General features: G+C 27.0%; 10 protein-coding genes. 7 read left to right on the forward strand and 3 right to left on the reverse strand.

What is annotated here, in order from left to right:
* The first annotated feature begins 7 nt into the window (after positions 1–7).
* From MCRO_RS01740 to MCRO_RS01760, 5 genes are read left to right on the forward strand one after another with little or no spacing between them, the layout of a single operon-like run.
* Positions 8–2860, forward strand: coding sequence for an ABC transporter substrate-binding protein (locus MCRO_RS01740; protein ID WP_013054565.1), 2853 nt, complete (start codon positions 8–10; stop codon positions 2858–2860).
* Positions 2861–2867: 7 nt separating this feature from the next.
* A complete protein-coding gene (locus MCRO_RS01745) occupies positions 2868–3995 on the forward strand; it encodes an ABC transporter permease (RefSeq protein ID WP_013054654.1) in 1128 nt (375 codons plus the stop codon).
* Between the two features lie 11 nt (positions 3996–4006).
* Positions 4007–5002, forward strand: coding sequence for an ABC transporter permease (locus MCRO_RS01750; RefSeq protein ID WP_013054745.1), 996 nt, complete (start codon positions 4007–4009; stop codon positions 5000–5002).
* 8 nt (positions 5003–5010) lie between these two features.
* Positions 5011–7782 (forward strand): ABC transporter ATP-binding protein, encoded by a 2772-nt coding sequence (locus tag MCRO_RS04310; protein WP_013054463.1) that lies wholly within the window; start codon positions 5011–5013, stop codon positions 7780–7782.
* Positions 7775–9100, forward strand: coding sequence for an ABC transporter ATP-binding protein (locus tag MCRO_RS01760; RefSeq protein WP_013054203.1), 1326 nt, complete (start codon positions 7775–7777; stop codon positions 9098–9100). The genes MCRO_RS04310 and MCRO_RS01760 overlap by 8 nt, the downstream gene beginning before the upstream one ends.
* Before the next feature lie 215 nt (positions 9101–9315).
* On the opposite strand, the gene MCRO_RS01765 is transcribed toward MCRO_RS01760, so the two are convergent.
* The gene (locus tag MCRO_RS01765; protein WP_041594036.1) at positions 9316–9513 is read right to left on the reverse strand and encodes a hypothetical protein; all 198 of its coding nucleotides are present in this window, start codon (positions 9511–9513) and stop codon (positions 9316–9318) included.
* Between the two features lie 301 nt (positions 9514–9814).
* On the opposite strand from MCRO_RS01765, the gene MCRO_RS01770 reads away from it, so the two are divergent.
* Together MCRO_RS01770 and MCRO_RS01775 are read left to right on the forward strand one after the other, a co-directional pair.
* Positions 9815–10900 carry a zinc-binding metallopeptidase family protein gene (locus MCRO_RS01770; RefSeq protein ID WP_013054615.1) on the forward strand — a complete coding sequence of 362 codons (1086 nt, stop codon included), beginning with the start codon at positions 9815–9817 and terminating at the stop codon, positions 10898–10900.
* A 57-nt stretch (positions 10901–10957) separates the two neighbouring features.
* The gene (locus MCRO_RS01775) at positions 10958–11203 is read left to right on the forward strand and encodes a YneF family protein (protein WP_013054379.1); all 246 of its coding nucleotides are present in this window, start codon (positions 10958–10960) and stop codon (positions 11201–11203) included.
* Between the two features lie 128 nt (positions 11204–11331).
* Here the strand turns inward: MCRO_RS01775 and MCRO_RS01780 are convergent, their stop codons facing one another.
* Positions 11332–20766: a hypothetical protein gene (locus tag MCRO_RS01780; protein ID WP_041594037.1), complete on the reverse strand. Its 9435-nt coding sequence runs from the start codon at positions 20764–20766 to the stop codon at positions 11332–11334.
* A 548-nt stretch (positions 20767–21314) separates the two neighbouring features.
* On the reverse strand, positions 21315–26693 hold the full coding sequence (locus MCRO_RS01785) for a hypothetical protein (protein WP_013054805.1): 5379 nt from the start codon (positions 26691–26693) through the stop codon (positions 21315–21317).
* Positions 26694–26854: the final 161 nt, after the last annotated feature.

Raw genomic sequence — 26854 nt, forward strand, 5'->3', positions numbered from 1 at the left:
GAGAATTATGAAAAAATCAAAATTAATATTGCCACTATTAGCAGTTTCTGCTATAGCTGCTCCTGTGGTTTTAATTACATCTTGTAAAAACGAAACCACAAATACATATCAATCACGTAACTCTTCTTTTGTAGGAGATGAATATGATTTTGGACTTGCAACTGCTCCACTTAACTCATTAAACTATATTAAGTATCAATCAGTAGCTAAAATATTACCTTCATTAGTAGAAGCTCCTTTAAAAAATGGACCAAATGAAGCACTTAAATCAATTTATAGATTACCAGAAATTCAAATGGGAATTTATGGCGGTGATGAAGATAGTTCAACAATTGATCAATTTATTCTAAATCATCCAAATCAACTAACTGAATCTACAGGAAGATTTTATCCGCTTGATCAATTTGGTTCAACTACCGGTTCAATAACAGTAGATAGAACAAAAGTTCAACAAGTAGCCGCTATTAATACAAAAGGAAATAAAATCCTTTCAATGTCAATAGCACTTAATGATGGACTAAGTAAATGATCTAACGGAGATGATGTAATAGGTGATGACTATATTGACGCATTACACTATATGATAGACTTTAACACTGGTTCACAACATCAAACTAATTTACTTCAAAAGAAGATAAAAGCTGTATCTAAAATGATTGAAGCACAACAAAACTACATTAAAAAATTTAAAAAAGCATATCAAAATCCTTTTGCTTATCCTAATCTAGTTGATAACGGAAAAGGAATAATGGAATATGAAGTAGTTGAACCAACTCCTGAAGACTTAAAGAAAGGTCAATTTAGTTCACTTTGAAAAAGCCAAAGTCAAGGAGATGAAAAAGAAGTTGATGCAATTAGACAAGCTGCTTTAGAGTTTGGAATTTATTCAGGAAGACTTTATTATAATTACTCGAATAAAGAAATTTTAAGTTCAATTCCATTCTCACCAGACTTTAATTTTAACGATGAAGTAACTGAAATAATGTTGCCTAATCCTGAATATGATTTAGCACTTCACTCCGCTGAAGAATTGAGAAATATTCCAAAAAGAATTGCTAAAAAAATTAGAAAATTCACATACACTGATCCAAAACAAGTCTGAAAAATTGAAGAACTTTTAAGTCAATCAAGAGAATTAAAAATAAGATTAGATCAAGAATTTAACAATCGTAAGAATGATCCTCAATATATGGCATTAGATAAAAATATGCGTTTATCTCTACTAAATAAAGCAGAGTTCAACCCACATTTAATAGCAAAAGATTTTGATGATAAATCTTATGCACAAAGAATAGTTTTTGCTAGAAGTGAATTTGGAATTAGAGTTGAATATGATTCTTATGAGCCAACTTCACTAAATAATGCTTATAAAGATTTACTTGAAACTATAATACCAGTTAACAGAAAATTTATTGAATCAATTGGTGGAATTAACAATTTTGGACTTGATTCTAAAAGTTTTTTAACTAATGGGCCATTCACAATTGATCAATTAGTTTTAGGACCTCAGGGATACATAACACTTAAGAAAGATTTTAGATATTATTCATCAGATAGAACAATATCAAACAAAATAAGAATTTTCTTTAGTCAAGATCAAAACATCAACTCTGCTATGTATGATGATGGTTATATAGCGGCTACAAAAATTCCTGCAATTCAACAATTATCATATTGAGCAAATTTAAACTACCGTAAAAATATGAACAAGTCATCTGGGTTTGGAACAATAGCATTTGCATTTAATCTTGATAATCAAACAAATTCAAAAAGTTATTTAAATAACAATGACTTAAGAAACGCAATTTATTATGCGCTCAATAGGAATGACTTATTAAAAATTGTAGGTTGAAATACTTCTTATCCTGTTAATACATGAACGGCGTTTGGACAAGGATCTTCTAGTTTTGGAGACCCTGTAGAGTTAGGTTTTGACCATGATAATATGCTTACAAAAGTAGATGCTAATCATGCAATTCCAATCCAGAACTATTCGCATATTGACCACTTATCAAAAAACTATAAATTTGAACACGTTGATAGAACAGATTTAACTTATAATTTGGATATTGCTAAAAAATACCTAACATTATTCAAAAATGCAAATCCAAATCTTAAAAAAATCACCCTTAAATTTATTCATAATTCAACAGATGAGCAACAAAATGCTGGAATAGGATTAAAGGATGCGCTTAATAAAGCCTTTAATGGATTCATTGATATTGAAATTAAAGGTTTACCTGAAAACGTTTATGAAGATGCAAGAACAAAAGGTCAATTTGATATCATTTACAAAAACTTCGATACCTATGGAACAGATACATATTCATATGTTAGAGTCTTCTTAAAACCAGATGAAATTAATTCTGAGCAACAAAAAAATACAGGTTTCAGAAATAATCCAGCTGGTTCATGAACATATAAAAAATACTTTAGTGCTTTAGGAATTGAAATTGATAAAGACAAAATAAAATCAACTAATAAAGCACTTGAAGAAGAAACAAGAACTAGATTAAGAATTGAAAAAAATATCTGAGATAAAATTGTTGAACTTTCATTCCAAAAAGAAAATGAAAGCTTAAATGAATATACAGAAAGATATTCATCATTCTTCTCTGCACAATTTACTGATAAAGAAAAAGAGCAAGAATTTACCGAAAAAGGAATAGTGGCTATCATATCAGCTTTTGAAAAAATAGTAAGAGATGGTGCTCCTGTTATTCCGCTTATGGAAGTAGATACTTATTGAGAAATATCTAGAGTTGGTGGTGTTTCATCATTATATTCATATTCATTACAATACGCATATGATGTTAATAAACCACCACTTAAAAACTTGCCGCAAAAAATAGAATTTTAGGAGAAACATGCAAAAAGAAAATTTAAATTCAGAATTTAGCACTGACAAAAACGCTTCTCAACGTTTCTTCTATGTAAATTCTATTGATAAAAATGATAAAAATACTTTTAACATTGACAAAGCAAAACAAAATCCAAGATATGTTGATTTTAACAACAGAATCAAAACTAAAAGAAAATGATATGCACCTATTGTTAATAGTCAATCAACTTTCGCAAAAGGATTTTTTGGTGGATTAAGAATGATCCTCGAGTTTCTTGTTGTAGCATGAATAGTTATAACAGTTACATTCTTCTTGATCAATTCAGTCCCTGGTTCAACAGCAATTAGTGCTGGTCTTGATGATGCTCAAAAAGCAGCAATAGAAGCGAAATACGGGCTTGACTTACCATTAATCCAAAGGTATGGAGTTTATTTAAGAAACATATTCCATGGAGATTTTGGAATTTCACTTTCAGTATTTCCTGGTTATAAAATAAACGACTTTATATGAGTAAGATTCTTAAAAAGTTTCTATGTTGGAATTTTTTCGGTAGTCCTTACTTTAGGAATAGGTATTCCATTAGGAGTTTATGTAGGAAGTAATCCAGATAAATTACCAGATCACATTGCAACGGTTTTCGTTTCAATGTTATCATCGATTCCATCATTAGTTTTTGCCTTATTACTCTTATTGATAGGTAGAGAAGTAGGTTTACCATACATTTTCGAAGATAGTAACTTATTAACTTACATTCTTCCTGGGTTAGCCTTAAGTTTAGGTTCAATAATTGTTTATATTAAATATATTAGAACAGAATTAAATAGAGAATTAAATTCTCAACATGCTAAATTCTGTTATCTAAAAGGTATGACTAAAAGAAGATTTGTTTGAAAACATGCTCTTAAACCTTCACTATTTCCAATTGCTACATTCTTCCCTGTCGTTATATTTGGAAGTTTTATAGGTTCAATGTTTGTTGAACAAATATTCTTTATTACTGGATCTGGAGGATTATTGCTTCAAGCGATAACTTCAAAAGATTACAACATAATACTATTTATGGTTACATTATTCTCATTAATAACCATATTATCATATACATTAAGAGATATTCTTTACGAGGTAATTGATCCTCGTGTAAGAAGAAAATAGAAAGGAGCATTATGTCATTTAAAGATTATGCTAAAAACAAAAAAGATCGTCAAGAATCTAAAAACAATAATTTTGATTACGACCTAGCTCCTAATAAATTTATTCAACCACTTAATTATAAAAAATGAGAAATAATCGGTAACATTCTAGAATTCCGTGAAACTTCATATATGAAAGATCATCAGAAACCATGAAAAGAATTTTTCTATAGATACAGTCGAAATAAAGGAGGAATTTTTGGATTTGTGGCTTTATTCACACTTCTTTTATGTGCATTTATAATTCCATTTTTCACAAAAGATCCTTATTCACTTGACCCTCAAAATCCTTACAAAACATTCTTTACTGATAGTCATATATTTGGAACTGATCAATTAGGAAGAGACTTGTGATCGAGGTTATGACATGGATTAAGATATTCAATTACTTTAGCGGTAGTAGCTACTTTAATTCAAGTTACAATTGGACTTATTGTAGGTATTATGATGGGGCACTTCCCAAAATTCGATAAAGTAATGACCTTCATTATTAAAGTAATTTCAAACGTTCCTTCAATTATTGTTCTTATAGTAATTACTATTGTTCTTAATCCCACATTTTGAGTTATTGTATTTGCTTTAACTTTTACCAGTTGAACAGGTATAGCAAACCAAATGCGTTCACAAGTTCTTAGGGCAAAAAACTATGAATGAGTTGCTGCTTCTAAAATTTTAGGAACTCCAACATACAAAGTTCTATTAAACTACTTACCAGTTGTTATTCCACTTCTTGTAACGGAAATTGTTTTCCATATTCCTGGTGTTATTCTTTCAGAAACTTCACTTGCTTTTATTGGATTATCAATTCCAAATACACCTACCCTTGGTAACTTAATTACTGATGGTTCAAAAATATTTACTACATTTCCACGTTATGTGTTGATACCTTCGTTCTTATTAATAATTGTAACTACATCAATTCAACTTATGTCATCAGCTATTCAAGATAGTTTATTGAGACAAAGATAGGATAAAATATGCCAAGAGTAAAATCAACTAATACAGCTACGCCACAGGCAAAAAGAACAACAACAAGAGCTAAAAAACCGACTCTTGTTAATGATGAAAAACTAAATTTAATGAGCATAAGAACTAATCCAAGAAATGTAGTACAAAGTAAAAGAGATAAAAGAAATCTATCTAAATTAACTAATGAAGCTAGAAATAAAAACCAAGTTTCAAATAGATTTGATAGAAACGATTCACCTTATATTGAAAGTGCCCCACGTGCACAAGTTAATAGACTTGCTCGTAAGGAATTTGATCAAGAAAAAGATTATAAACCAGTCAAACCAGCTAGAAAACCTAGAACAACTAAAACTTCTAGCACGCCTAGAAAACCTAGAACAACTAGAACAACAACTCCTAAAGAAGTTAAACCTAGAAAACCTAGAACAACTAAAACAACAACTCCTAAAGAGATTAAACCTAGAAAACCTAGAACTTTAAAAGCAATTTCTGAAACACCAAAAAGAAAAAAAGTTGTTACAACAATTTTGAAAGATCCTCAAGCATATTTTACTGATAGTCCACTTCCAATTGTTGAACAATTAAATGAAGAACTAACTAGAGAAAAATTACCTAACCCAAGAGCTTATTTTACATCAAGCCCCTTACCAATAGATTTTTCTGAAAAAAGATATGTCCCAAATTTCGAATTTGTTGAGGAAAAACCAATAATTAACCAACCTGAACAAATTATTCAAGAACCAAAAGAAATAACAAGAGAAAAATTACCTAACCCAAGAGCTTATTTTACATCAAGCCCTTTACCAATAGATTTTTCGGTTATAAGAGTTAAACCTACAATTGATAAACCAGAATATGTCTTTACTGAAACTCCTAAAGAAATTGTTGAAGAACAAATTATAGAAACTCATGGTTTGAAATCTAAAGATATTCATAATGAGTATATTAAAGACCCAGATCCTAAAATTATTACAACAATTACTGAAACCATTAAAACAACAAAAACTATTACAACTATTACCGATATTATCAATAATGTTGAATTAGAATTAAAAGAAGACCAAATTAAAACTGAGATTGATTTTAAGAAAAAACTTTCTGAAAATGAATTAGGTTTCGCTGAAGAAATTATTGAAGTTTCTGTTGAAGAATCAGGGTTTGAACGACTATTTCCTAAACCAATAAAATACCTTCATAGACCTGAGCCAAAGGACTTAATGGTAATGAGAGGTATTAAAAAAACAGGTTTTTTAACATCATTTGGAGATGGTATTCTGGCTTTCTTTAAAGGCATTTATAAACTTGGAAAGAAATTTACAAGATTAATAGGAATCAATAAAAATGCTACTGAAAACTTTGATTTTGATTACTACGTAGAAAATGCTCCTGTTGAATATGTTTTTGCAAAAAATAGAAAAGTTGTTGCTGAAATTAAAGATATTTATTTAACTTTTGCAAACCCAGCAAACCCAGCTGAAAAGAATTTAGTTCTTAGAGGTCCTTCCTTCAAAGTGTATGAAGGATGTATCCATGCTGTTATTGGTGAAAGTGGTTCTGGTAAATCAGTTATTACTTCACTATTGTATGGACTTACTGGTTCGAATGCCATAATTGAAAGTGGTAGTGTAAAACTTTATGGTCTAGAAGTTCAAAACTTCAGTCTCAAACAATGAGAAAGATCAAAATTAAGAGGTAGAATAGTTTCAGCCGTATTCCAAAACCCTATGTCAATACTTGACCCAACCATGAAAGTTGGAGAGCAAATTATTGAAGGAATGTTAATTAATAAAATTGTTAAAGGCAGAAAAGCAGCAAGATTAGAAGCTATAAAATACTTACAAATGACTAAAATCGGTAATCCCGAAAAAGTTATGAAACTCTATCCACATGAACTTAGTGGTGGAATGATACAAAGAATTGCCCTTGCAGCCATAATTTCGCTTAAACCAAAATTATTAATTATGGATGAACCTACAACAGCGCTTGACCCAACAGTTCAAGCTTTAGTTCTTGATATTATTAGAGAATTACAAGCTGAATTTAAAATTGCAACCATTTTTATAACTCATGACTTAGGAGTTGTTGCTTCTATTGCTGATTATATCAACATAATGTATGCTGGTCAAATAGTTGAAAGCGGTACAAAGGAAGAAATTTTAATGAATCCTCAACATCCTTATACATGAGGTTTAATTGTTTCGATGCCTGATTTTAATAAAAATAGTAGACTTCAAGTAATAAGAGGAGCAGTTCCATCTAACCTTAATAATATTGTAGGTGATGCTTTTGCAGTTAGAAATGATTATGCACTAGCTAGAGATTTTGAAGTGCAACCTGATTACTATCAAATTAGTTCAACACATTTTGTTAAAAGTGCACTACTTGATGAATTAGCTCCAACTTATCAACCGCCTCATATTATTAAAACATTATGAGAAAAATATAATGCTTATTTGCATAAATTATATGGTAAAAATATTTTAGTTACTAGAAATGAGTATGAACACTATAAAGCATTAGCAAAAGAACATAACGAGATTGTCATTGAGTTAAAAGCTGAATATGAACCGTTAAGCATCGAAAACTCTAAGGATAATGAAGATGATTTTAAAGTTTATAACACAAATGAAGAAGTAATTAAGGATAAAATCAAACCAGAAGATAATATTGAAAAGCAAATAGAACTTATCAAAGAAGTTTCTACCAATTCAACTTATTCAAAGGATAAAAAGAATTTAAATAAGAAAAATAAAAAGTCTAAAGGAGTAATTCATGGATAAAAAATATTATTGTGAAAAAATGCCTTTAGGTAAAAAAGTTTGTAGATTAATTTTGCCAGGAACTGAACAAATGTTAAATGCTTATCCTAATAAAAAAACATTAGTTTCATTAAGACATTTAGATATAAATTATGGAGCAGGTGTTAAAGCATTTGCTGCTATCAAGGATTTGAATCTTAACATCTATGAAGGTGAAGTGCTTGGACTTGTTGGTGAAAGTGGTTCGGGTAAATCTACTACTGGAAGAGCAATTATAGGTCTTACACCACATAGTTTTGGATACATAAAAATCAAAGACACAGTTATTCCGAAAAACATTTCAAAAGGTCTTAAAACAACTAAAAAATATAAAAACATGATTAGTTTTATGATCAATAATGTTCAAATGATTTTTCAAGATCCAACAAACTCACTTAATCCCTACAAAAATGTTGAATGAGTTGTTTCAGAAGGTTTATTAAATTCAAAAAATGCTGATTATTTATTCCATATAAACTTTGATCAACAGGTTTTGAGTAATGTATACAATCAAGTATTAAAACTTGAACCAGAAAGACCAATCTATGATGATTTACTTTCTATTTATAGAGAAGTTGAAAAAGGTATTGAAGAATCTTTCAAAATAGTTTTTGAAGACTTATTTGATAAAATTTCAAAACGTTATGTTGCAAATAGAGACTTATATGAAAATGTTATGAAGTATATAACAAGTGCAAAAGAAGAAAAACTTGTTGTAAAAAATGCTTCATATAAAGATTGTAAAAAAATGTTAATTATTAACATGCTAAAACAAGTCGGGCTTGATGAAACTGTTCTGGGAAGATTTCCATTAGAGTTTTCTGGCGGTCAACAACAACGTTTAGGAATTTGTCGTTCAATAATTCTTAAACCAAAACTTTTAATAGCGGATGAACCTATTTCAGCTCTTGACGTTTCTATTCAGGCTCAAGTTATTAATATCTTTAAAGAACTAAAAGAAAAATTCCATTTAACTATTCTTTTTATTGCTCATGATTTAAGAATGGTTGAATACATTTCAGATAGAATTGCTGTTATTAACAAAGGAACTTTACTTGAAGTTGGAACTAGTCAAGAGATAGTTAAAAATGCTCTTCATCCTTACACTAAGTCTCTTTTAGATGCGGTTCCTTCTATCGAATCTAAAAAAGGTTCTTTACTAGGTTATCAATATAATCCTGCTATTCATGATTATGATGAAACAAAACAACCAAAATGACAAAAAATAAATAAAGATCATTTTGTCCTTGCTTCTGATGAAGAACTTGAATCATTTAAACTTATTGAAAGAATAAGATAATAAAAATTGGAGATTACAACAACATCTCCGATTTTTATTATTTCTCTTGCCTATAGGTAAATACGTAATTTAAAAACTAATTAGTTTTAACTAACTTGTTTTTAAATTAATAATAAAAACTTTAGTTATTTTCAAAGAATTTCAATTATTAATCCAATAAAATACTATAAAAAATGCTTATTCTAAATGAATGAGCATTTTTTAATATATTTTCACTATTTTGTTCCGCATGAACTCTTTGAACAAGAGTCTTTAGAACAATCGCTTTTTTCTTTGCAACATGCTTTTGTTTCGCAAGCGCTTTTTTCTTTGCAACATGCTTTTGTTTCGCAAGTAGAAGCAGCTCTATTACATGTGCTTACTTTTACTTCTTGTTCTTTACTACTGTTGCATGATTTTTTACATCCAGCCATTTTTTCTCCTTATTTTAATAATTAAAATTATTTTAAAACTTTTTTTAAAATTGTTACAAATTTATTCATTTTTTTTATTATGTAAAAATAAAAAGTTTATTTATTTGTGTTTTTTTCAAAATAAATAAACTTTTTATAAATTTTAACTAAAAATTTAGCGTTTTTTAGTTTATTTTTATTGATATTAATATTTAAAAGTTTAATAGTAAATTATTTAATTTATATAGATAAGCAAAATAATTTAAATCATTGATTAATATTTGATTATTAAATTATAATTGTAATAATTAATGAGGTAAAAATGAATAAAAAACAATTTAAAGAAAGATTAATTCAATACTTGGAAATTGAAGCGATGAGTCGTTATGAAGAACCTGTTGCTAAACAATTAAAAGAAAATACTTTAAGCGAAAATTTTAAATATTCAAGAGATGGGTTAGGTTCCCTTATAATACATAAACCATCAAAAAATAAAAACGCTCCTAAATTAATGGTTGCTGCACATATGGATGAAGTAGGTTACTTAGTAAGAAGAATTGAATCTAATGGGCAATTATTATTAAGTCCTGTTGGTGGAATTTGGGCAACTGTTGCTATTGGAACTAAGGCTAAGTTAGTAACAAATAGAACTAATAAAAGTTTCTTGGGAGTTTTTGGTCATACATCAATTCATATTATGAAATCAGAAGATGTTTCTAAAGCTACAACTAATGATCAATTGTATGCCGATTTTGGCTTTATTTCAGATAAAGAAGCTGTTGAACTAGGTGTTGAAGTAGGTGATAGAGTTTATATGTCAGGTGAAACTATATTATTTAATAATGATGATTTAGTTGGCGGAAAAGCGATGGATAATAGAGCAGGAGTTACTGTTTTAGATTATGTTGCTAATAAACTAAAAGATATTGAACTTGATGTGGATTTATATTTAGTTGGAACAGTGCAAGAAGAAGTAGGGTGTAGAGGTGCAAAAAGTTCTGTCTCACTTATTAATCCTGATTTAGCCATTGCTCTTGATACAACGTCATCTCATGATACTATAAATACTATTTCAGGAACTACTAAATTATTTGGTGGAGCAGCCTTAAGAGTAAAAGATGGCGGTACATTAATGGATCCAAAATGAGTTGAGTACATTTATGAAGTTGCTAACAAAAACAAAATTAAAGCTTATAAATTTGTAGCTATGGGTGGTGGAACTGATGCACATGAATTGCAATTTGCACAGGGTGGAGCAGCTGTTATTACTTTATCGCTTCCACAACGTTACTTGCATTCACCAATTGGAGTTTGTGCTATTAGTGATTTGATGGCTACAGGCGATTTGATTATAAAAATAGTTCAATCACTAAATCCAACTGAGTATGAAAATATTAAATATAAGTAGTATATAAAAACATTGTTTTTTATGTTAAAATATAAATTATTTATGTAAGGAGGTCTTATGGTAGAAATGAGTACTGGAGCATTTGCTGGAACAATTATAGGAACAATTATTGGTGTTGCTATTTTAGTTGGTTTTATTACATTTTTTATAGTAAAAAGATTGTTTGAAAAACAAATTAAAGAAAATCCACCCATTACTGAAAAAATGATTAGAGTTATGTTTAATCAAATGGGACGTAAAGCTTCTGAAACACAAATAAAGCAAATTATGCGTTCAATGCAAAATGCAAAAGACAAACAATAATATTAGTTGCATCATTTTTTGGTGCATTTTATTATGTTGTTTTATATTTAATTTTTAGATAATCAAACTTTAAAAAAATCCCTAGATTAGTCTAGAGATTTTTTTAAAGTTTATATTTTGCTTTTGTATTAAGCTTGATTTTTTCTTTTTTTACCTATTAATAATAGTAGTACTATTATAGCTCCTATACCACTTGCAAAAGTACATGTTCATAAAATAATGTCTTTTGTTGTTCAATTGGTTTTTAATAAGTCTTCGATTTTTTGGAATTCAAGTAATTCAGAATTATATTCTGGTGAATTATATGATGTTGATTTTTGAATTTGTTCACGTTTTTTATCAAGTTCTTTTTTGAATCTTGCATAAGCTTTTTTACTGTAATCTTGACTTTTGTGTTCATCTTCAATTTGATTTAATTTACTTAGTAATCCTTCTTTAAAGGTTCTTAATAGTAAGTTTATTTTTGCTATTTCATCACTGAAGTTTGAAGCTTGAGCTTTATCAATTTGTTTGTGTCTATTAATATCACTTAATAGTACTTCAAGATTTTCCTTGAATTCTTCTACTGAACTAATTGTATATTCATCAAAATTCTTTTCAGTTTCTGCTTTAATGTATCTATTTAATCAATCCTTATTTGTTTCAAGAGTTGAAACGGCATCATTCATTTTTTTGTTCATTTCAGCATATTCAGCTTTTGTGAATCCAGGAGTTTTATTATCAATTTCAGATTTAATAGTTTTAAATATTTCATCAAACTTAATAACAGAAGGTCTTGTGTAAAATTCTTCTTTAATGCTCGTGTTTAGTTTGTTGTATGTATTTAATAATTCTTCTTTATTAGGAATTAGAATTTTTTCTTTTACTATCTTAGCTGTATTTTTAAATTCATCAAGTTTAGCTTTAGCAACTGATGATGTTTTTTGAATTCTTTCTTTATATGCAACTATATCTTTTAAGAATTTTTGTGTTGAAGGAGTTGTATATAAATCATAATTATCATTAAGAACTTTATCAATTTCTGCAAGTAAAGCATCTTTATTGTTTGATAATATACCATCTAAATTAATTATATCATCAGCTAATTTATTATGCTTATCTCACTTGATTACAGGGTTATCAGTAATTTCATTGCTAATTCTATTTGCTTCTTTATTAAATGCATCTTGTATATCTTGTGTATATTGAGATTTATTAACTTCAAATTTAGCTCTTGCATCTTTTAGTAAATTAGTAAGGTTTGTTTTATTAGTGATTAAATTATCTTTTAACTTGTTAATTTTATCGTTTCATTCAGGTAATTTTGCTTGTTTAAATATTTCTTTATCAGATGTATTTATTTGATCTTCTAGTTCTGCAACTTTTTTATAGAATTGAGCAACTGAATCAACGGTATATTCTTGCTCTTTATCACTATTTAACTTTTCAGCTTTTACTTTAGTTAATAAATCAGTTTTGTTGGTTACTAATTCAGCTATTAATTTATCTGATTCAGCTTTTATAACGTTAAATTGTTCGTTTGTAACATCACCTAGTGCATCGATTTTTGTTTTGAGAGCGGCAAGACCGGTGTTAAATTGGGTTACACTTGCACTTGTGTGGATATCAAGATTAATTCCATCAAGCAAGGTTTTTAACTCGTTTAATACATCTTTGTTAGATTTAATGTTATTTTCTTTGTCTGTAATTTGTGCTACTAGACTTGTATATCTATCTAATGGTAATGAAGTATTGTTATCAAAACTTTTATCTAAATCATCCAAGTATTTTTTAAAGTCAGCAACAGCTTCAGGGCTTTTTGTAGGATAATCAGTTTTTTGTTTTTGCTCAATAAATTCTTTTAACATTTGTAGATTTGTTTTTAGCAACTTATTAGAGTCATCAATTTGTTTTTCATAATCATCATTCTTAGGTTTATCGATTTCATCATCTGCTAATATTGCTGTCTTTAATCTTTCAAGTTCTTTTAGATAAGCAGTTGTAGATGCTGGATTACTTGATGCTGCATCAACTTTTTTAAGAAGTTCGATTTTATTTATTAATGATTTTTGATATGTTTCAAGTAATTTTTCAACTTCGTTTAATTTAGCTACATAATCATCATATTTAGGTGAATCAACTGATGTTACTTCTAGTCCTTTTATTTCATTTACTAATTCTTCAAGTTTAGGGTTGAATTTAGTTATTGAGTTTTCAGTGATAAATTTATTTACCTTTGCTTTTACTTCATCTGCTTTTGATAGTAATTTATCTTTATTTGTTTTTAGTTTAGCCACTTCTTGATTTATTTTAGATATGTCTTCATTGTAATCTGCTAAAAGATAAGGTGAAGTTGTTTTGTCTACTTTCTTATAAATTTCATCTAGTTTAGCATTTACTTCTTTTACACTATCGATTGTATGGTAATCTTTACCTGCATTTTTAGCTTCTCTTACTTTTTCAAGTAGAGCTGTTTTGTATAGTTTAAGTTTGTCATGTGCACTTTGTATTTTTTCTTTAATTTCTAATACATGAGCTCCTGTAATAGGATCAATTGAAGTATATTCATTTCTTATTGAATTAACTGCTTCTTTATATTTTTCAACTGATGTAGTTGTATAACTCGTTAATTTCGAATCATCAAGTGCATCAGTAAATAAGGCATCTATAACTTTTTTATTTGTTTCAACATTACTTAATAATTTATTTAATGTTTCTTTATCGGTTGTATATTGAGTTAATTTGTAGTCATCTTCTTTTTTAGGTTCAATTTCTGTTTTTAAAGCATTAATATCAGCTAATAATTTATCTTTAGCTTGGTTTGTAAGTGATGAATAATCTGCATTAAGTGCAAGTTGTATCTCTTGTTGAATTTTTGATTTATGAGTTTGCAAGTCAGATAATATTGCTTGGTCAATTTTTTGTTTAAACTCTTCATATTTAGCTTTTGAAAGTGGTTTAAGTTCATTTTCGATTGCTCTATTAATTCTATCTAGTTCAGTTATGAGTTTATCTCTTGATTCGCTTGTGAATTTATCATTATCTTTATTAGCTGCTTTAACATCTTCTAGATATTTTAATGTATCTTTTTCAAAGTTAGATAATTTAGCATGTGCAGCACTTATTTTATCAGCTATTGCTTTATAATCTGCACTTGTTGCATTAGGTTTAGCGTCTATTTCTGATTTAATTGTAGCCATAGTAGTATTAAATTCAGCTAATTCAATAGGTGAATAGTTTGCAACATTAGTTGTTGAATCGCTCATTGTAGAAGCGTGTAATTCAAGTAATTTTTGTTGGTTTTTAACAAGTCTGTTTTTAAGGTCATCAATAGCTTTTAAGTTTTCTGTTTGTTTAGTATTGATTAAAGTTGTTTCTAGATTTGCTGGATCATTTAAGAAAGCTTCATGCGTTGTAATTTTAGCTTGGTATTCTTCTCATGATTCAGTTGTATATATATTTTCAATAATTTTAGCTTCTTGAAGTTTTTGAAGTAAAACACTCTTACATGTTACAAATTTTTCTTTAGCTTTATTTAATTTTTCTTGTGCTTCTATTAATTCACCATCACTAAAAGTAGTTTTATCTTTATATTCGTTTTCGATTGTTGCTATTTGAGCATTATATAAAGAAATCGATTCTGTTGTATATATATCAGTTTTTAATTTTTTAGCATTATTTAGTGCTTCATCATATAAAGTTTTATTTGTTTTTTGAGTTTTTAGTTCTGCCTCAAGATTTGTAAACTCTTGTTTTATTCTTTCATAAGTTTCTTTGTCAAGTGAAGGTAAAGTCTCTACTTCAGCTTTTTTAGCATTAACAAAATCATTTCATCTTTGAGTTGTTGATGTTGGGTATCCATCAAAGGTTTTTACTTTTTCAACCGTATCTATATGGTTAAGCAAGTCCTCTTTTCATGTTTTGAGGTTTTTTTCAAGTCCATTTAGTGTGTTAAGATATATTTCGTATTTTGGATCATTTATTTCGTTATCTGATGTAATTGTATTTTTAAATGCTTCTACAGCTGATTTATATCCATTTTCCGATAAATCTGTGTATTTAGTAAAATCTTTTGTAGTTACTTCAGTAATTTTTAATAAAAGTAAATCTTTATTAGATTTAAGGAGTTTTTTCTCTTCATCCACCTTATTTCTATAATCTTCATCTTTTTGTCCATCTATTTCAGATTCCCCTTGAACTTGAGCAAGAAGTGCCTGTAATTTAGCACCTACAACGATTTTGATTTGTCCATTGTGATATTCTAGTGTATTAACTGAATTGATTTCACTTTGAATATATTTTATAAGTGCTTGTTGTTTTGTTTCGAGTTTAGAAATTTCTTGTTCCAATTTAGTTAATGATGTATCATACTCATTTTTTTTGATAGCCGTTGTTCCAGTTGCTAATGCTACTTGTTCATTCAATATTGTTTGATATTGATTTCATGTAGTAATAGTATAGTAATCAGCTGTTTTTAAGTCTTTAATTTTATTTGCTATAGCTAATTTCAATGCTTTATTATATGTTTCTAATAATTCGATGGCTTTATCAATTTCTATAATTTGTGCTAGCAATTCATCTTTAGTTATCAATGCTTTACCGGTATGGTATTGAGCTCTTAATTCAGCAATTTTGTTTTTATATGTCAATGTGCTTTCTAATGTATAAATATCAGTAGCTTTTGTTAATGCCATTGTTAAATGCTCATCAAGCTCAGAAAGATTTGTTTTTCTAGAAGTTTTATAGTTTTCTAATTTATTTATAATGGTTGTTGCTTGAGCCCTTTTTATTGTTTCTTTATCAATTAAATTTTGTGATTCTTTATTTAATTCCTCAATATATTTGTTAGTAGATTCAAGTGTAAAAGAGTCTAAGTTTTCATTTTTTAAAACACTTATTTTATCATTTATGTATTTTTTGTTGGTAATTAAATGAGATTTTAATGATTCTTTGAGTGTTTTAATTTGATTAAATTCAGCTAAGTCTACCACAGGAGCGGGTGTTAATAAGTACTTATCAAAAGCTGCTTTATGAGCATTATCATAAATTGTAAATGATTCCAATGTATAAATATCAGAGTCTAATGTTTTATTAATAATTTCTTTTGCTTCATTAATGTAGTTTGCTTTTGTAGGCAATGCAGCATTTAATCTAAAAACATAATTTGTTGCTTCATTTTTTCCAATCGTTTCTTTGGGATCCATTTCAGATTTAATAGTTTCAAGCGCAGTTTTAGCTTCAGTAATTTGTGCTGGAGAAAAACCTCCGCTATTTAATGATAATTTGTTTGCTTCATACAAATCGTTAAGCATCTTTTTATTAGTTTCAAGTTTAGATTTTCAAGTTTCTATCTTAGCTTTTTCACTTGATAATTCAATTCTTGTTATTGTACTTTTTGAATTAATAACATTTTCTAAATCTATCAAGTTATTATCAATTGTGTTTGTTGTTTCTGCTGTGTATTGATCTTTATTTTCACTTTTAACAGTTGTTATTTTTGTTTTTAATTCTTTTATACAAGTGTGTTCATCAACAATTGATTTTAATGATTCTAATTGATTTAATAAAGCATCTAATTCAGCTTTTGTAAAATTAGTTTTTGTAGCATTTGATGCTTTAATCGCTTCAACTTTAGTTTTGAAATCATTGAATTCCGCTTCTTTATATTCTTGTTCGTTTAAAGCTAAAAGTTCAGTTATTTTCTTATCAAGGATTGATTTATTTGATACTAAAACTTTTGTTTGTAATTCTGCAATTTTAGCAAGAGCAGCAGCATGAATTGTTGTAGTTATCTTGTCTTCGTTTTGTGATTCTATTGATGATTTGTATTCATTTAATTGTTTGTTAAGTTCAATTTTAGAAGCTTCTGTATAATTTAAATCAGGATTATTAATTGCTTCGTTGATTTTTGCAATAATATCCATTTTATTTCTCAATAAAACACTTTTAGTATCATTAATTTTTGATATTAAATCATTATATTTTGCTTCATCAATGTTTATGGTTTCATCAATTTTACCCTTTATATCTGTACCATTCAACTTTGTTGTATATGTTCCATATGAATCTGTAGTATAGGTATCTTTATCGACTAACTCAAGAGCTGATGCTAACTTGTCCTGTAAAGATTTTTGTCTAGAAATTATTGCTTTTTCAAGTGTTTCATATTGAGTTTTGTATGAATTATATTGATCAACATTAATATCATTATTTGATTGAATTTGTGATTTCAATTGTGTTATTTTTGATTTGAAATCAGCAACCGAATCATTCATATGATAAGGGAAATTCTTACCTTCAAATTCAGTTAATTTTTCAATTAAAATTGATTGATATGTTTTAAGTTTTGAAGTTGCATTGTTAATTTTTTGATCATATTCATTTCTTTTTGCTTGATTAATTTCCGTTGCATTTTTAAGAGTTATTTCATTCTTTAAATTGTTTAAATATTCTTCAAAAGCAGCGATGCTTGATGCTTCATATTTATATTTTTCAGATAAATTTTTCTTGGCATCAATATTTGATATCAATTTATCCCTATTTGTAATTAATGATTTCTTAGCGTTTTCAATTTGCTCTATATGTGTTGCATATTGAACGTCAGTTAAATCATTTAAAAGTGAAACTTGTGTTTTTATTTCTTCGATTTTTTGTTTTGTAGTAGCAACACTGGCTGCATCATATTCTTCAAAAGTATTTGTTAATACTTCATTAAGTTTTTTATCAAGTGAATCTTTATTACTTTCTAACAATGAATTTGTAGCAGCAATTTCAGCGCTTTTTGTTTGATAATCAGATTTAAGTAATTCAGAACCTGAATCAATAGCGTTCTTTAGTTCTTCAAGTTTGTTTACATATTTTGTTTCACTATCTTGTGTATATTTATCAAAATCTTTTGATTTAGCAGCGATTATTTCTTTAATAAGTTGTGCCTTGTATGTTAATAATAAGTCTTCTTTGCTTTTGATTATAGTTTGTAAAGCATCAAATTCTATTTTTGAGTATGTTGATTTTGTGGTAATTTCATTTTTTAAGGTTTCTAATTCGTTTCTAAATTTTGTTACATCTGCTTCTACATAGTTTAATTTAGCATCAGCTATTTTTTGTTCTAATAGAGCAATAGCGTCTTCTAAATAGTTTTGTGCATTGCCAAAAGCACTTGCCAATTGTGATAAGTCAGTTTCTAATTCAGTCTGTGTTATTGATATGCTATTATTATTTGCCTTATTTTCTTTTTCGGTTAATAAAGCTTCAATTTTTGCTTTTTGTTTTGCTGATACTTTATCACCTAAAGCAGTTAGTTGAACATTATAAGATTTTACTTTTTCAAGTAGAGCTTGATTATTTGTTTTCGGTGTTACTAAGACATTAATTTTAGCTTTTTCTGTATCAAGATTAGATATATTAAATTGTTTTGTAGGATCATTAATGTCGGTTTCTAGCTGATTGAATTTATTTTTGTGATCTTGTGCTGATGTTTTTTCGTATATATCATAGTTATCAATCTTTTTCTTGTTGAGTTCTTCTTTAAGGATGTTTCTAATTGATGTTTTTTCAAGGTCATCTAATATTTTATTTAGTTCTAATTTAGCAGCAGCAAGTTGTTCAGAAGTTAGATTTTGTTTATCATATTTTTTATCCAATTCAATTAGAGCAGCTTTATATACGTTTTCACCATCTACTGTATAGTTATTGAAGTCTATAGTTGTAATTAGTTTCTTGTATTCTGATCAATTAGTTACCAGTTGTGCTTCTAGTGCTTTAATTTGGTTTGAATATGTGGTAAAACTAGGTTTAAATATTTTTTCATTTTTCTTAATTGATTCAACTATTTTATCTAATTCGGCTTTATATTTAGCTTTTGATTCTGTTGTGTATTTTTGATCTTGTCCTAATAATTTGGCTGTTTCAGCTTCGGCAAGAATTTGCTCCATATTAGTTTTTCTTAATTTAAGTGCTTCATTCAATTTGGTTGAAAGTTCATCATAAATTATTTTATTGAATTTATCATCTGCAGTCGAACTACCTTTTGTTTTGATGTTGTTAAATTCGTTTTTATATGCAGTAGTTGATTCAACAGTAAATTCATCTAAATTTTCTTTTTCCTTAGCTGTTATTTGATTTTCAAATGATTTTTTATATGTAATTAAATTGCTTGATTTACTTGAGTTGATTTGATTGATGTAATTTTCGTATTTGCTAGTTTCTACTTCTCCACCATTTTGTATCATTGTTTTCAAAGTTCTTAATTCGGTTTTAAATTTTTCTACACCTTCAGGTAAATATAAAGCATGAGCATCACCTAGCATAGTGTCGATATCATCTAATAATTTATTCTTATTTGATACTAAAATATCAGTTTTAATTCTATTGATTTCAACCCTATAACTTTCATATTTAGCTTTTGCTTGTGCACCTTGTAATGAGTCAGAAAATTGTGTGTTAACATCATTTTCTAATTTTGTTAATGCAGCTTGGTGTGCATTTTTAGAATCTTGAGTATAAAATTCAGGATTTTTTACATAAATTAAAGCTATTTCTTGTTTTAGATATTGTTTTCAAGTTTTGAGTAAAGCATTCAATGAATTTGCTTTTGTTTCATATTGAGTTACTTCTATTCTTGTAACATTTTCTTTACCTGTTACTTCTTGAATTAATTCATTAATTTTAGTTTTATATTCATCTAGTGATGAAGGGTGAAAATTATCAAAACTTGCAGTAAGTCTTGTTTGTAAATCTTTTAGTACAACCGATTTATTTGTCACAAGTTTATCTTTTATTTTTTTAATATCATTCATTACTTGTTTGTAAACACTTAGTTGCTCTGAAACCTTAATTCCATTTTTGTCAGTTGTTTCAACGATATTGATATTGCTGTCAATTCATCCTTGAATTTGTTGTTTTTTGTTATTTATTTCTTGTGTTGTTTTATCATAAGATTGTTTTGTATAGAAATCAGAATCTTTAATCAATTGATTAGCTGCGTCATAATATTCTGAGTTTGTTGTTGAACCAAAAACTCTTATTTCAACAATTGACACATTGTTATAAGTTCATGTAGGTTTACTTCATTGATTAAAAACAAAAGAAATTCTTCTAACATTTTTAGCTGTTTCATTAAACTGATAGTTAATAAGACCATAATTACCAGATCCGTAACCAGATTTTAAAGACTTAGCATCTTTTATAAGTTTTTCACTTGAATCATACAATCTTACATCCATATTGAGAATGTGATTATACTCAAATACTAAATCTAAACCTCTGACATCAACATCTTCCTTAAATTTTAATTCAAATCTATAATTATCTCCCCCGAATGAATTATCTATATGGGTTGATGCTCATCTTGAAAACATATTAAATGAAACACCATCTATTGCTTTTTCTGGTGTTTTATCTGATTCGCTTGTAAAACCATAAATACTTGCAGTAGTTCCTTTTGATGCTAAAGCAAGGTTTATGTTTTTATGTTCTGTTGTTGTATCTTCAGTGTAAGCTACAGAAAGTGTACTTGCAACAGCAGTTATACTTGCTGTACTAGCAGTTAGCAAAATAACTGATTTTTTATTAATTTTTTTCATTTTATATACCTCAATTTTTATATATTTAATAATTATATATTTTTATATATATGAAAATAAATAATAGATTTTTTACATTTTTACTTAAAAATGCTTTTTTAATAGATAAATTAGGTTTAAATTTATTTTTATTGTTTTTTTATAAAGAAGATTTTTTGTTTTGAAAAGTAAAATGTTAAAATCACATTTTTTCATCTTTTTTTTCATTATTAATACATAGTATTAACAAAAAATTCCATTTTTAACTAAGTTGCTCTTTATAGTTTATTTTAAATTCGCTTGAATTTTTATCATATGCTTATAGTGTTTAATATAATCCTAAAAATAGGTGATTTAGGAGATTGCTTATAACTAGAACTTAACTATTTTATTAAAGGTAAAACAAAGTTAAGTAGCGATATAATGAAAGATTATTGGTGCATATCTTCAAATTTTCATTAACTTTATCTTCTTTCAAAGTTTTTTAGATAATTAGATGTTTAAAAAATCCCTAGATTGATCTAAGGATTTTTTTGTTGTATGTTATTTTTTTATTTAATAATTAAACATTAGCTTTTTCTTTTTTTGGCTATTAATAATAGTAAAACTACTATAGCTCCAATTCCGCTAGCAAAAGCACCTGTTCATACAAGAATATCTTTTGGTGTTCATTTATTTTTTAATAAGTCTTCTATTTTTTTGAATTTCAATAATTCTGAATCATATTCTGGTGAAGTATATGAGGTTGATTTATTAATTTCATCACGTTTTTTGTCAAGTTCTCTTTTGAATCTTGTATAGGCTCTTTTATTGTAATCTTTACTTTGATGTTGATTATCAATTTGATTTATTTTGCTTAACAATCCTTCTTTAAATGTTCTTAGTAGATGGTTTGCTTTGGTTATTTCATCAGAGTAGTTTGAAGCTTGTGTTTTATCAACGTTTTCATTTTTATTGATATCTGTTAATAATGATTTTAAATTTTCTTTATAGGTATTAACCGATTCGTTGGTGTATTCATCAAATTTCTTATTAGTTTCTGCTTCAATATATTTGTTTAATCAATCTTTGTTTGTTTCAAGAATTGCAACAGCACCATTCATTTTTTTGATCATTTCTTCGTATTCGGCTTTTGTAAATCCTGGATTTTTATTATCAATTTCAGGCTTAATAGCTTTAAGCATTTGATCAAATTTGATTACAGAAGGTCTTGTATAAAATTCTTCTTTGATAGTATTATTAAATTCATTGTATTTATTTAATAATTCTGTTTTGTTTGGCATTAAAACACTTTCTTTTGCCGATTTTGCTGAACTAACAAATTCATCAAATTTAACCTTAGCAATAGATGTCATTTTTTGAACTTTTTCTTTATATGCAGCTATATCTTTCAGCAACTGTTCTGTTGAAGAAGCGGTGTATAAGTCATAATTATCATTAAGGATTTTATCTATTTCAGCCAGTAAAGCATCTTTATTATTTGATAGTATACCATCAAGATTAATAATGTCATCCGCTATTGTTTTATGCATATCTCACTTGATTACAGGGTTTTTGGTAATTTCTGATTCAATTCTATTTGCTTCTTTACTATATGCATCTTGTATTTCTTTTGAGTATTTAGATTTGTTAGTTTCAAATTTTTCTTTTTCTTCTTTTAGAAGTCTTGTAAGGTCAGCATTATTAGTGATTAAACTCTCTTTTAACTTGTTAATTTTGTCATTTCATGTACTTAATTCAGTTTGTTTGAATACTTCTTCCTTATTGTTATTAATTTCTTTTTCTAGTTCCTCAACTTTTCTATAGAATTGTGAAATTGAAGCGGTTGTATATTCTTGCTCTTTACCGTTGTTCATTTTTTGTGCTTGAACTTTATTCAATAAATCAGTTTTGTTCGTTACTAAAACAGCCATTAATTTATCGAATTTAGATTTAAGAGCATTGAATTGTTCGTTTGTAGCATCTTCTAAAGTACTAATTTCATTTTTAAAACTTACAACTCCTGTGTTAAAGACTGATACACTATCGCTTGTATAGATATCATGATTAATTCCATCTAGCATTGCACTTAATTCACTCAATGCTTCCTTGTTGGATTTAATCTTGCTTTCTTTGTCTGAAATCTCTGCTAACAATTCATTGTATCTATCGTTTGATAATGTTGTATTTTTATCTAAAGTTTTGTCTAATTCTTCCAAGTACTTCTTAAAGTTATCAACCGCCTCTGAACTTTTTGTAGGATAATCTGCTTTTTGTTTTTGATTAATTAATTCTTTTAACATTTGAACATTTGTTTTAAGTAATTTGTTAGCATCTGTAATTTGTTTCTCATATTGATCGTTCTTAGACTTATCTATTTTATCATCAGCTAATATTAAAGCTCTTAATTTATCTAATTCTGCAACATATTCAGTTGAAGAAGCAGGGTTATTTGTAGCTGCATCAACTTTTTTTAGAAGATCAATTTTTTTAGTTAATGATTCTTGATATGTTTCAAGTAGTTTCTTAACTTCGTTTAGTTTAGCCATATATTCATTATATTTTGATAAATTTATTGTTTTTTCATCCAAACCGTTAATTTCATTTATTAATTCTTGAATTTTAGGATTGAATTGAGCTAATGAATTTTCTGTGATAAAAGCATTTACTTTATCTTTTATTTCTGTTGCATTTGTTATAAGTTTTGATTTATTTGTTTTTAGTTTCGCTACTTCTTCTGCAATTTTTGCAATATCATCATTGAAGTTTGTTACAAGATAAGGTGTAGTTGTTTCATTAACTTTCTTGTAAATTTTCTCAAGTTCAGCAAATACGGATTTTACACTTTCATCAGCATAATAATCTTTATTAGAGTTTTGTTCTTCTCTCACCTTCTTTAACAGACTTGTTTTGTATAATTCAAGATTCTTTTTTGCACCATTTATTTTATTTTTAATTTCTAATACATGTGCAACTGTAATTGGCTTAATTGAACTATATTCATTTTTAATTGAGTTAATTGTTGCTTTGTAAGAACTAACTGATTCACTTGTATACTCAGTTAGTTTTGGATCGTTTATTTCACTTAAAAATAAGTCATCTATTACTTTTTTATTTGTTTCCACCTTATTTAATAATTGAGTTAATGTTTCTTTATCTTTTGCATATTCAGGTTTTTTATAATCGATTTCATTTTTAGTTTTAATTGAAGTTTCTAAATCGGTTATTTCTTTTAATAATTTATTTTTTGCTTCAATTGTAAGTTCTGAATAATCGGCTTTAAGTGCAAGTTTAATTTCATCTTGTATTTTTGCTTGATAAGTTAAAATTGAATCTTCTTTATTTTTGATTTTTACTTTTAAATCTTCGAATTCTATTTTTGAGTATGTATCTTTTGATGTTATACCTGTTTTTAGACTCTCTAATTCAGTTTTAAATTTAACAACATCACTTTCTACACGGTTTATTTTTTCTTCTGCTATTTTTTCTGTTAATAATGTAATAGCATCTTCTTTAAAGTTTTGTATGTTACCAAAAACTTTTGATAATTCTAATAAATGTGTTTCTAGTTCGGATTGTGTTACTTGTTTTGTTTTGTCATTTCCTAAAGTCTCTTTATTGGTTAATAAAGATTCTATTTTAGCCTTTTCTTTTGTAGAAACTTCTGTTCCTAATTTTGTTAGTTCAGTTCTATAAGCATTTACTTTTTCAATTAAAAATTCATTATTTGTTTTAGGTGATGCTAAATTAGTTATTTTAGATTTTTCAGTATCAAAATTGGTTCTATTAAATTGGTTTGCACTATTATTTAAATTGTTTTCTAATTCATTGTATTTATTTTCATATGATTGCGCAGACTCTTTTTCATATTTATTGTAATCAGTTATTTTCTTTGATTTCAGTTGTTCTTTAAGAACGTTTCTAATTAATGTTTTTTCTAGTTTAGCGAAAATTATGTTGTATTCTGATTTAGCTGTTTCAAACTCATTAGCAGTTAACGCTTCTTTATCATACTTATTGTTTAAAGTATTTAATTCTAATTTATATGAAATTTCACCATCTTCAGTATAAATTTGAAAATCATTTAATGAAATTATAGATTTGTATTGAGATTGATTAGTTACTAAAAGTGATTTTAAATTGTTAAGTTTATTTGTATATTCTATAAAACTTATTTTAGAAATTTTTTCGGTTTCATTTATTGATTTAATGATTTTATCCAATTCGACTTTATACTTAGCTTTTGAATCGATTGTATATTTTGGATCTTTTCCTAATACATCAAATGAAGCAACATTAGCCAAAATTTGAATTTTATTAGATTTTTGTAATTTAACAGCTTCTCCAAGTTCTTTTATAAAATTATCTGAAACCTGTTTATTGAATTGATCATCGACATAAGAAATGATTTTAGATTTTATAGCATTTATTTTTATTGTATATTCGTTAGTCGATTCAACAGTGAATTCATCTAAATTTTCACTCAATTTTGTATCTATTTGTTCTTTTAATCACTTTTTATAAGTAATTAAATTATTTGATTTACTTAAAGAAATTTGTTCCTTATATTCATCATATTGACTTATATCAACATATTGACTTTGTGTGATTTTTGTTTTTAAATCGTTCAAATCTTTTTTATAATTATTAGCACCAAAAGGTATGAATAAATCAAAATTTTCACGTAATAAAATGTCTATTTCACTTATTAATTGTTCTCTATTTGTCTTTAAAATTGTTGTTTTTATTCTTATGATCTCGGCTTTAAAGTGTTCATACATAGCCTTAGCTTCTGAACCTTTTAATGTATCTGGAAATTGTGCATTAACATCACTTTTTAATTTTGAATACTCTTCATTATATTTAGTTTTAGAATTTGCAGTATATAATTCAGGAAATTCAATTTTAATTCTTGAAATTTCTTCGTTTAAATACTCTTTTCAATTTTTTAATTGAGAATTCAATAAATCGGCTTTATTTTGATAATCTTTAACTTCTGATCTTTTAATATTACCTTTTACATTTACTTCATTCATTAATTCACCAAGTTTTGTTTTGTATTCACTCAATGATGAAGGATGAATATCATTAGAATTTAGATTTTGTTTTGACAATAAATAATTTAAAACTACTACCTTGTTTGATATAAGTTTATCCTTAATATTTTTTATATCATTCATAACTCTATTATAATCACCTAATTGTTCTGTGGTCTTAATTCCGTTTTTATCTGCTTCTTGTTCGATATTAGTATTACTATTTATTCAACCTTGTATTTCATTCTTTTTATTGTTTATTTCTTGTAATGTAGAATCATACGTTTCTTTTGTATAATATTCTAAATCCTTAGTTAGTTGATTCACTTCATCATAATATTCTGCATTTATTGTTGAACCAAAAACTCTTAACTCATATATAGATAAATAATTAAAATATCCTGTTATATGGTTTCATTTATTAAAAATCAAAGAAACTTTTCTAACGTTTTTTATCGTTTCGGGAAATTGATAATTTATAAGTCCATAATCTCCGTTCCCTTGTCTAGTATGAAGTGATTTAACTTCCTTAATGATAGATCCGCTTGAATTATAAAGTTGAATATCCATATTAAGAATGTGATTAGATGAAAATACTAAATCAAGCGCTCTAACGTCATAGTCATTGTTAAAATGTAATTCAAATTTATAATTGGCTCCACCTACTATATTTCTGTTCATATCGCTCGATATTCATCTATAATCATTGTTAAAAGATACTCCATCAATTGCTTTTTCCGGATTCGATCCACCCCTGTTACTAAAACCGGAAATAGTTGCTCTCGTTCCGTTTCTAGCTAGTGCAAGGTTTACACTTTGGCGCTCTGTTGCCGTGTTTGTTGTGTAACTTACTGATAGTCCACTTAAAATGGAAGTAATAGCTATTGTGCTTGAAGCAAGCAAAATACTTCCTTTTTTATTAATTCTTTTCATTTATATACCCCTTTTTTGTATGTTTTTTTATTATATAATTTTTTGTATATGAAAATAAATAATGAATTATTTACTTTTTTGCTTAAAAGTGGTTTTTTTGTAGATAAAATAACATTAAAAAACCTTTTTTGTTTTTTATAGATAACTTTTTTTATTTTTTC

The organism is Mycoplasma crocodyli MP145 (assembly GCF_000025845.1).
GTDB lineage: Bacteria > Bacillota_I > Bacilli_A > Mycoplasmatales > Metamycoplasmataceae > Mycoplasmopsis > Mycoplasmopsis crocodyli.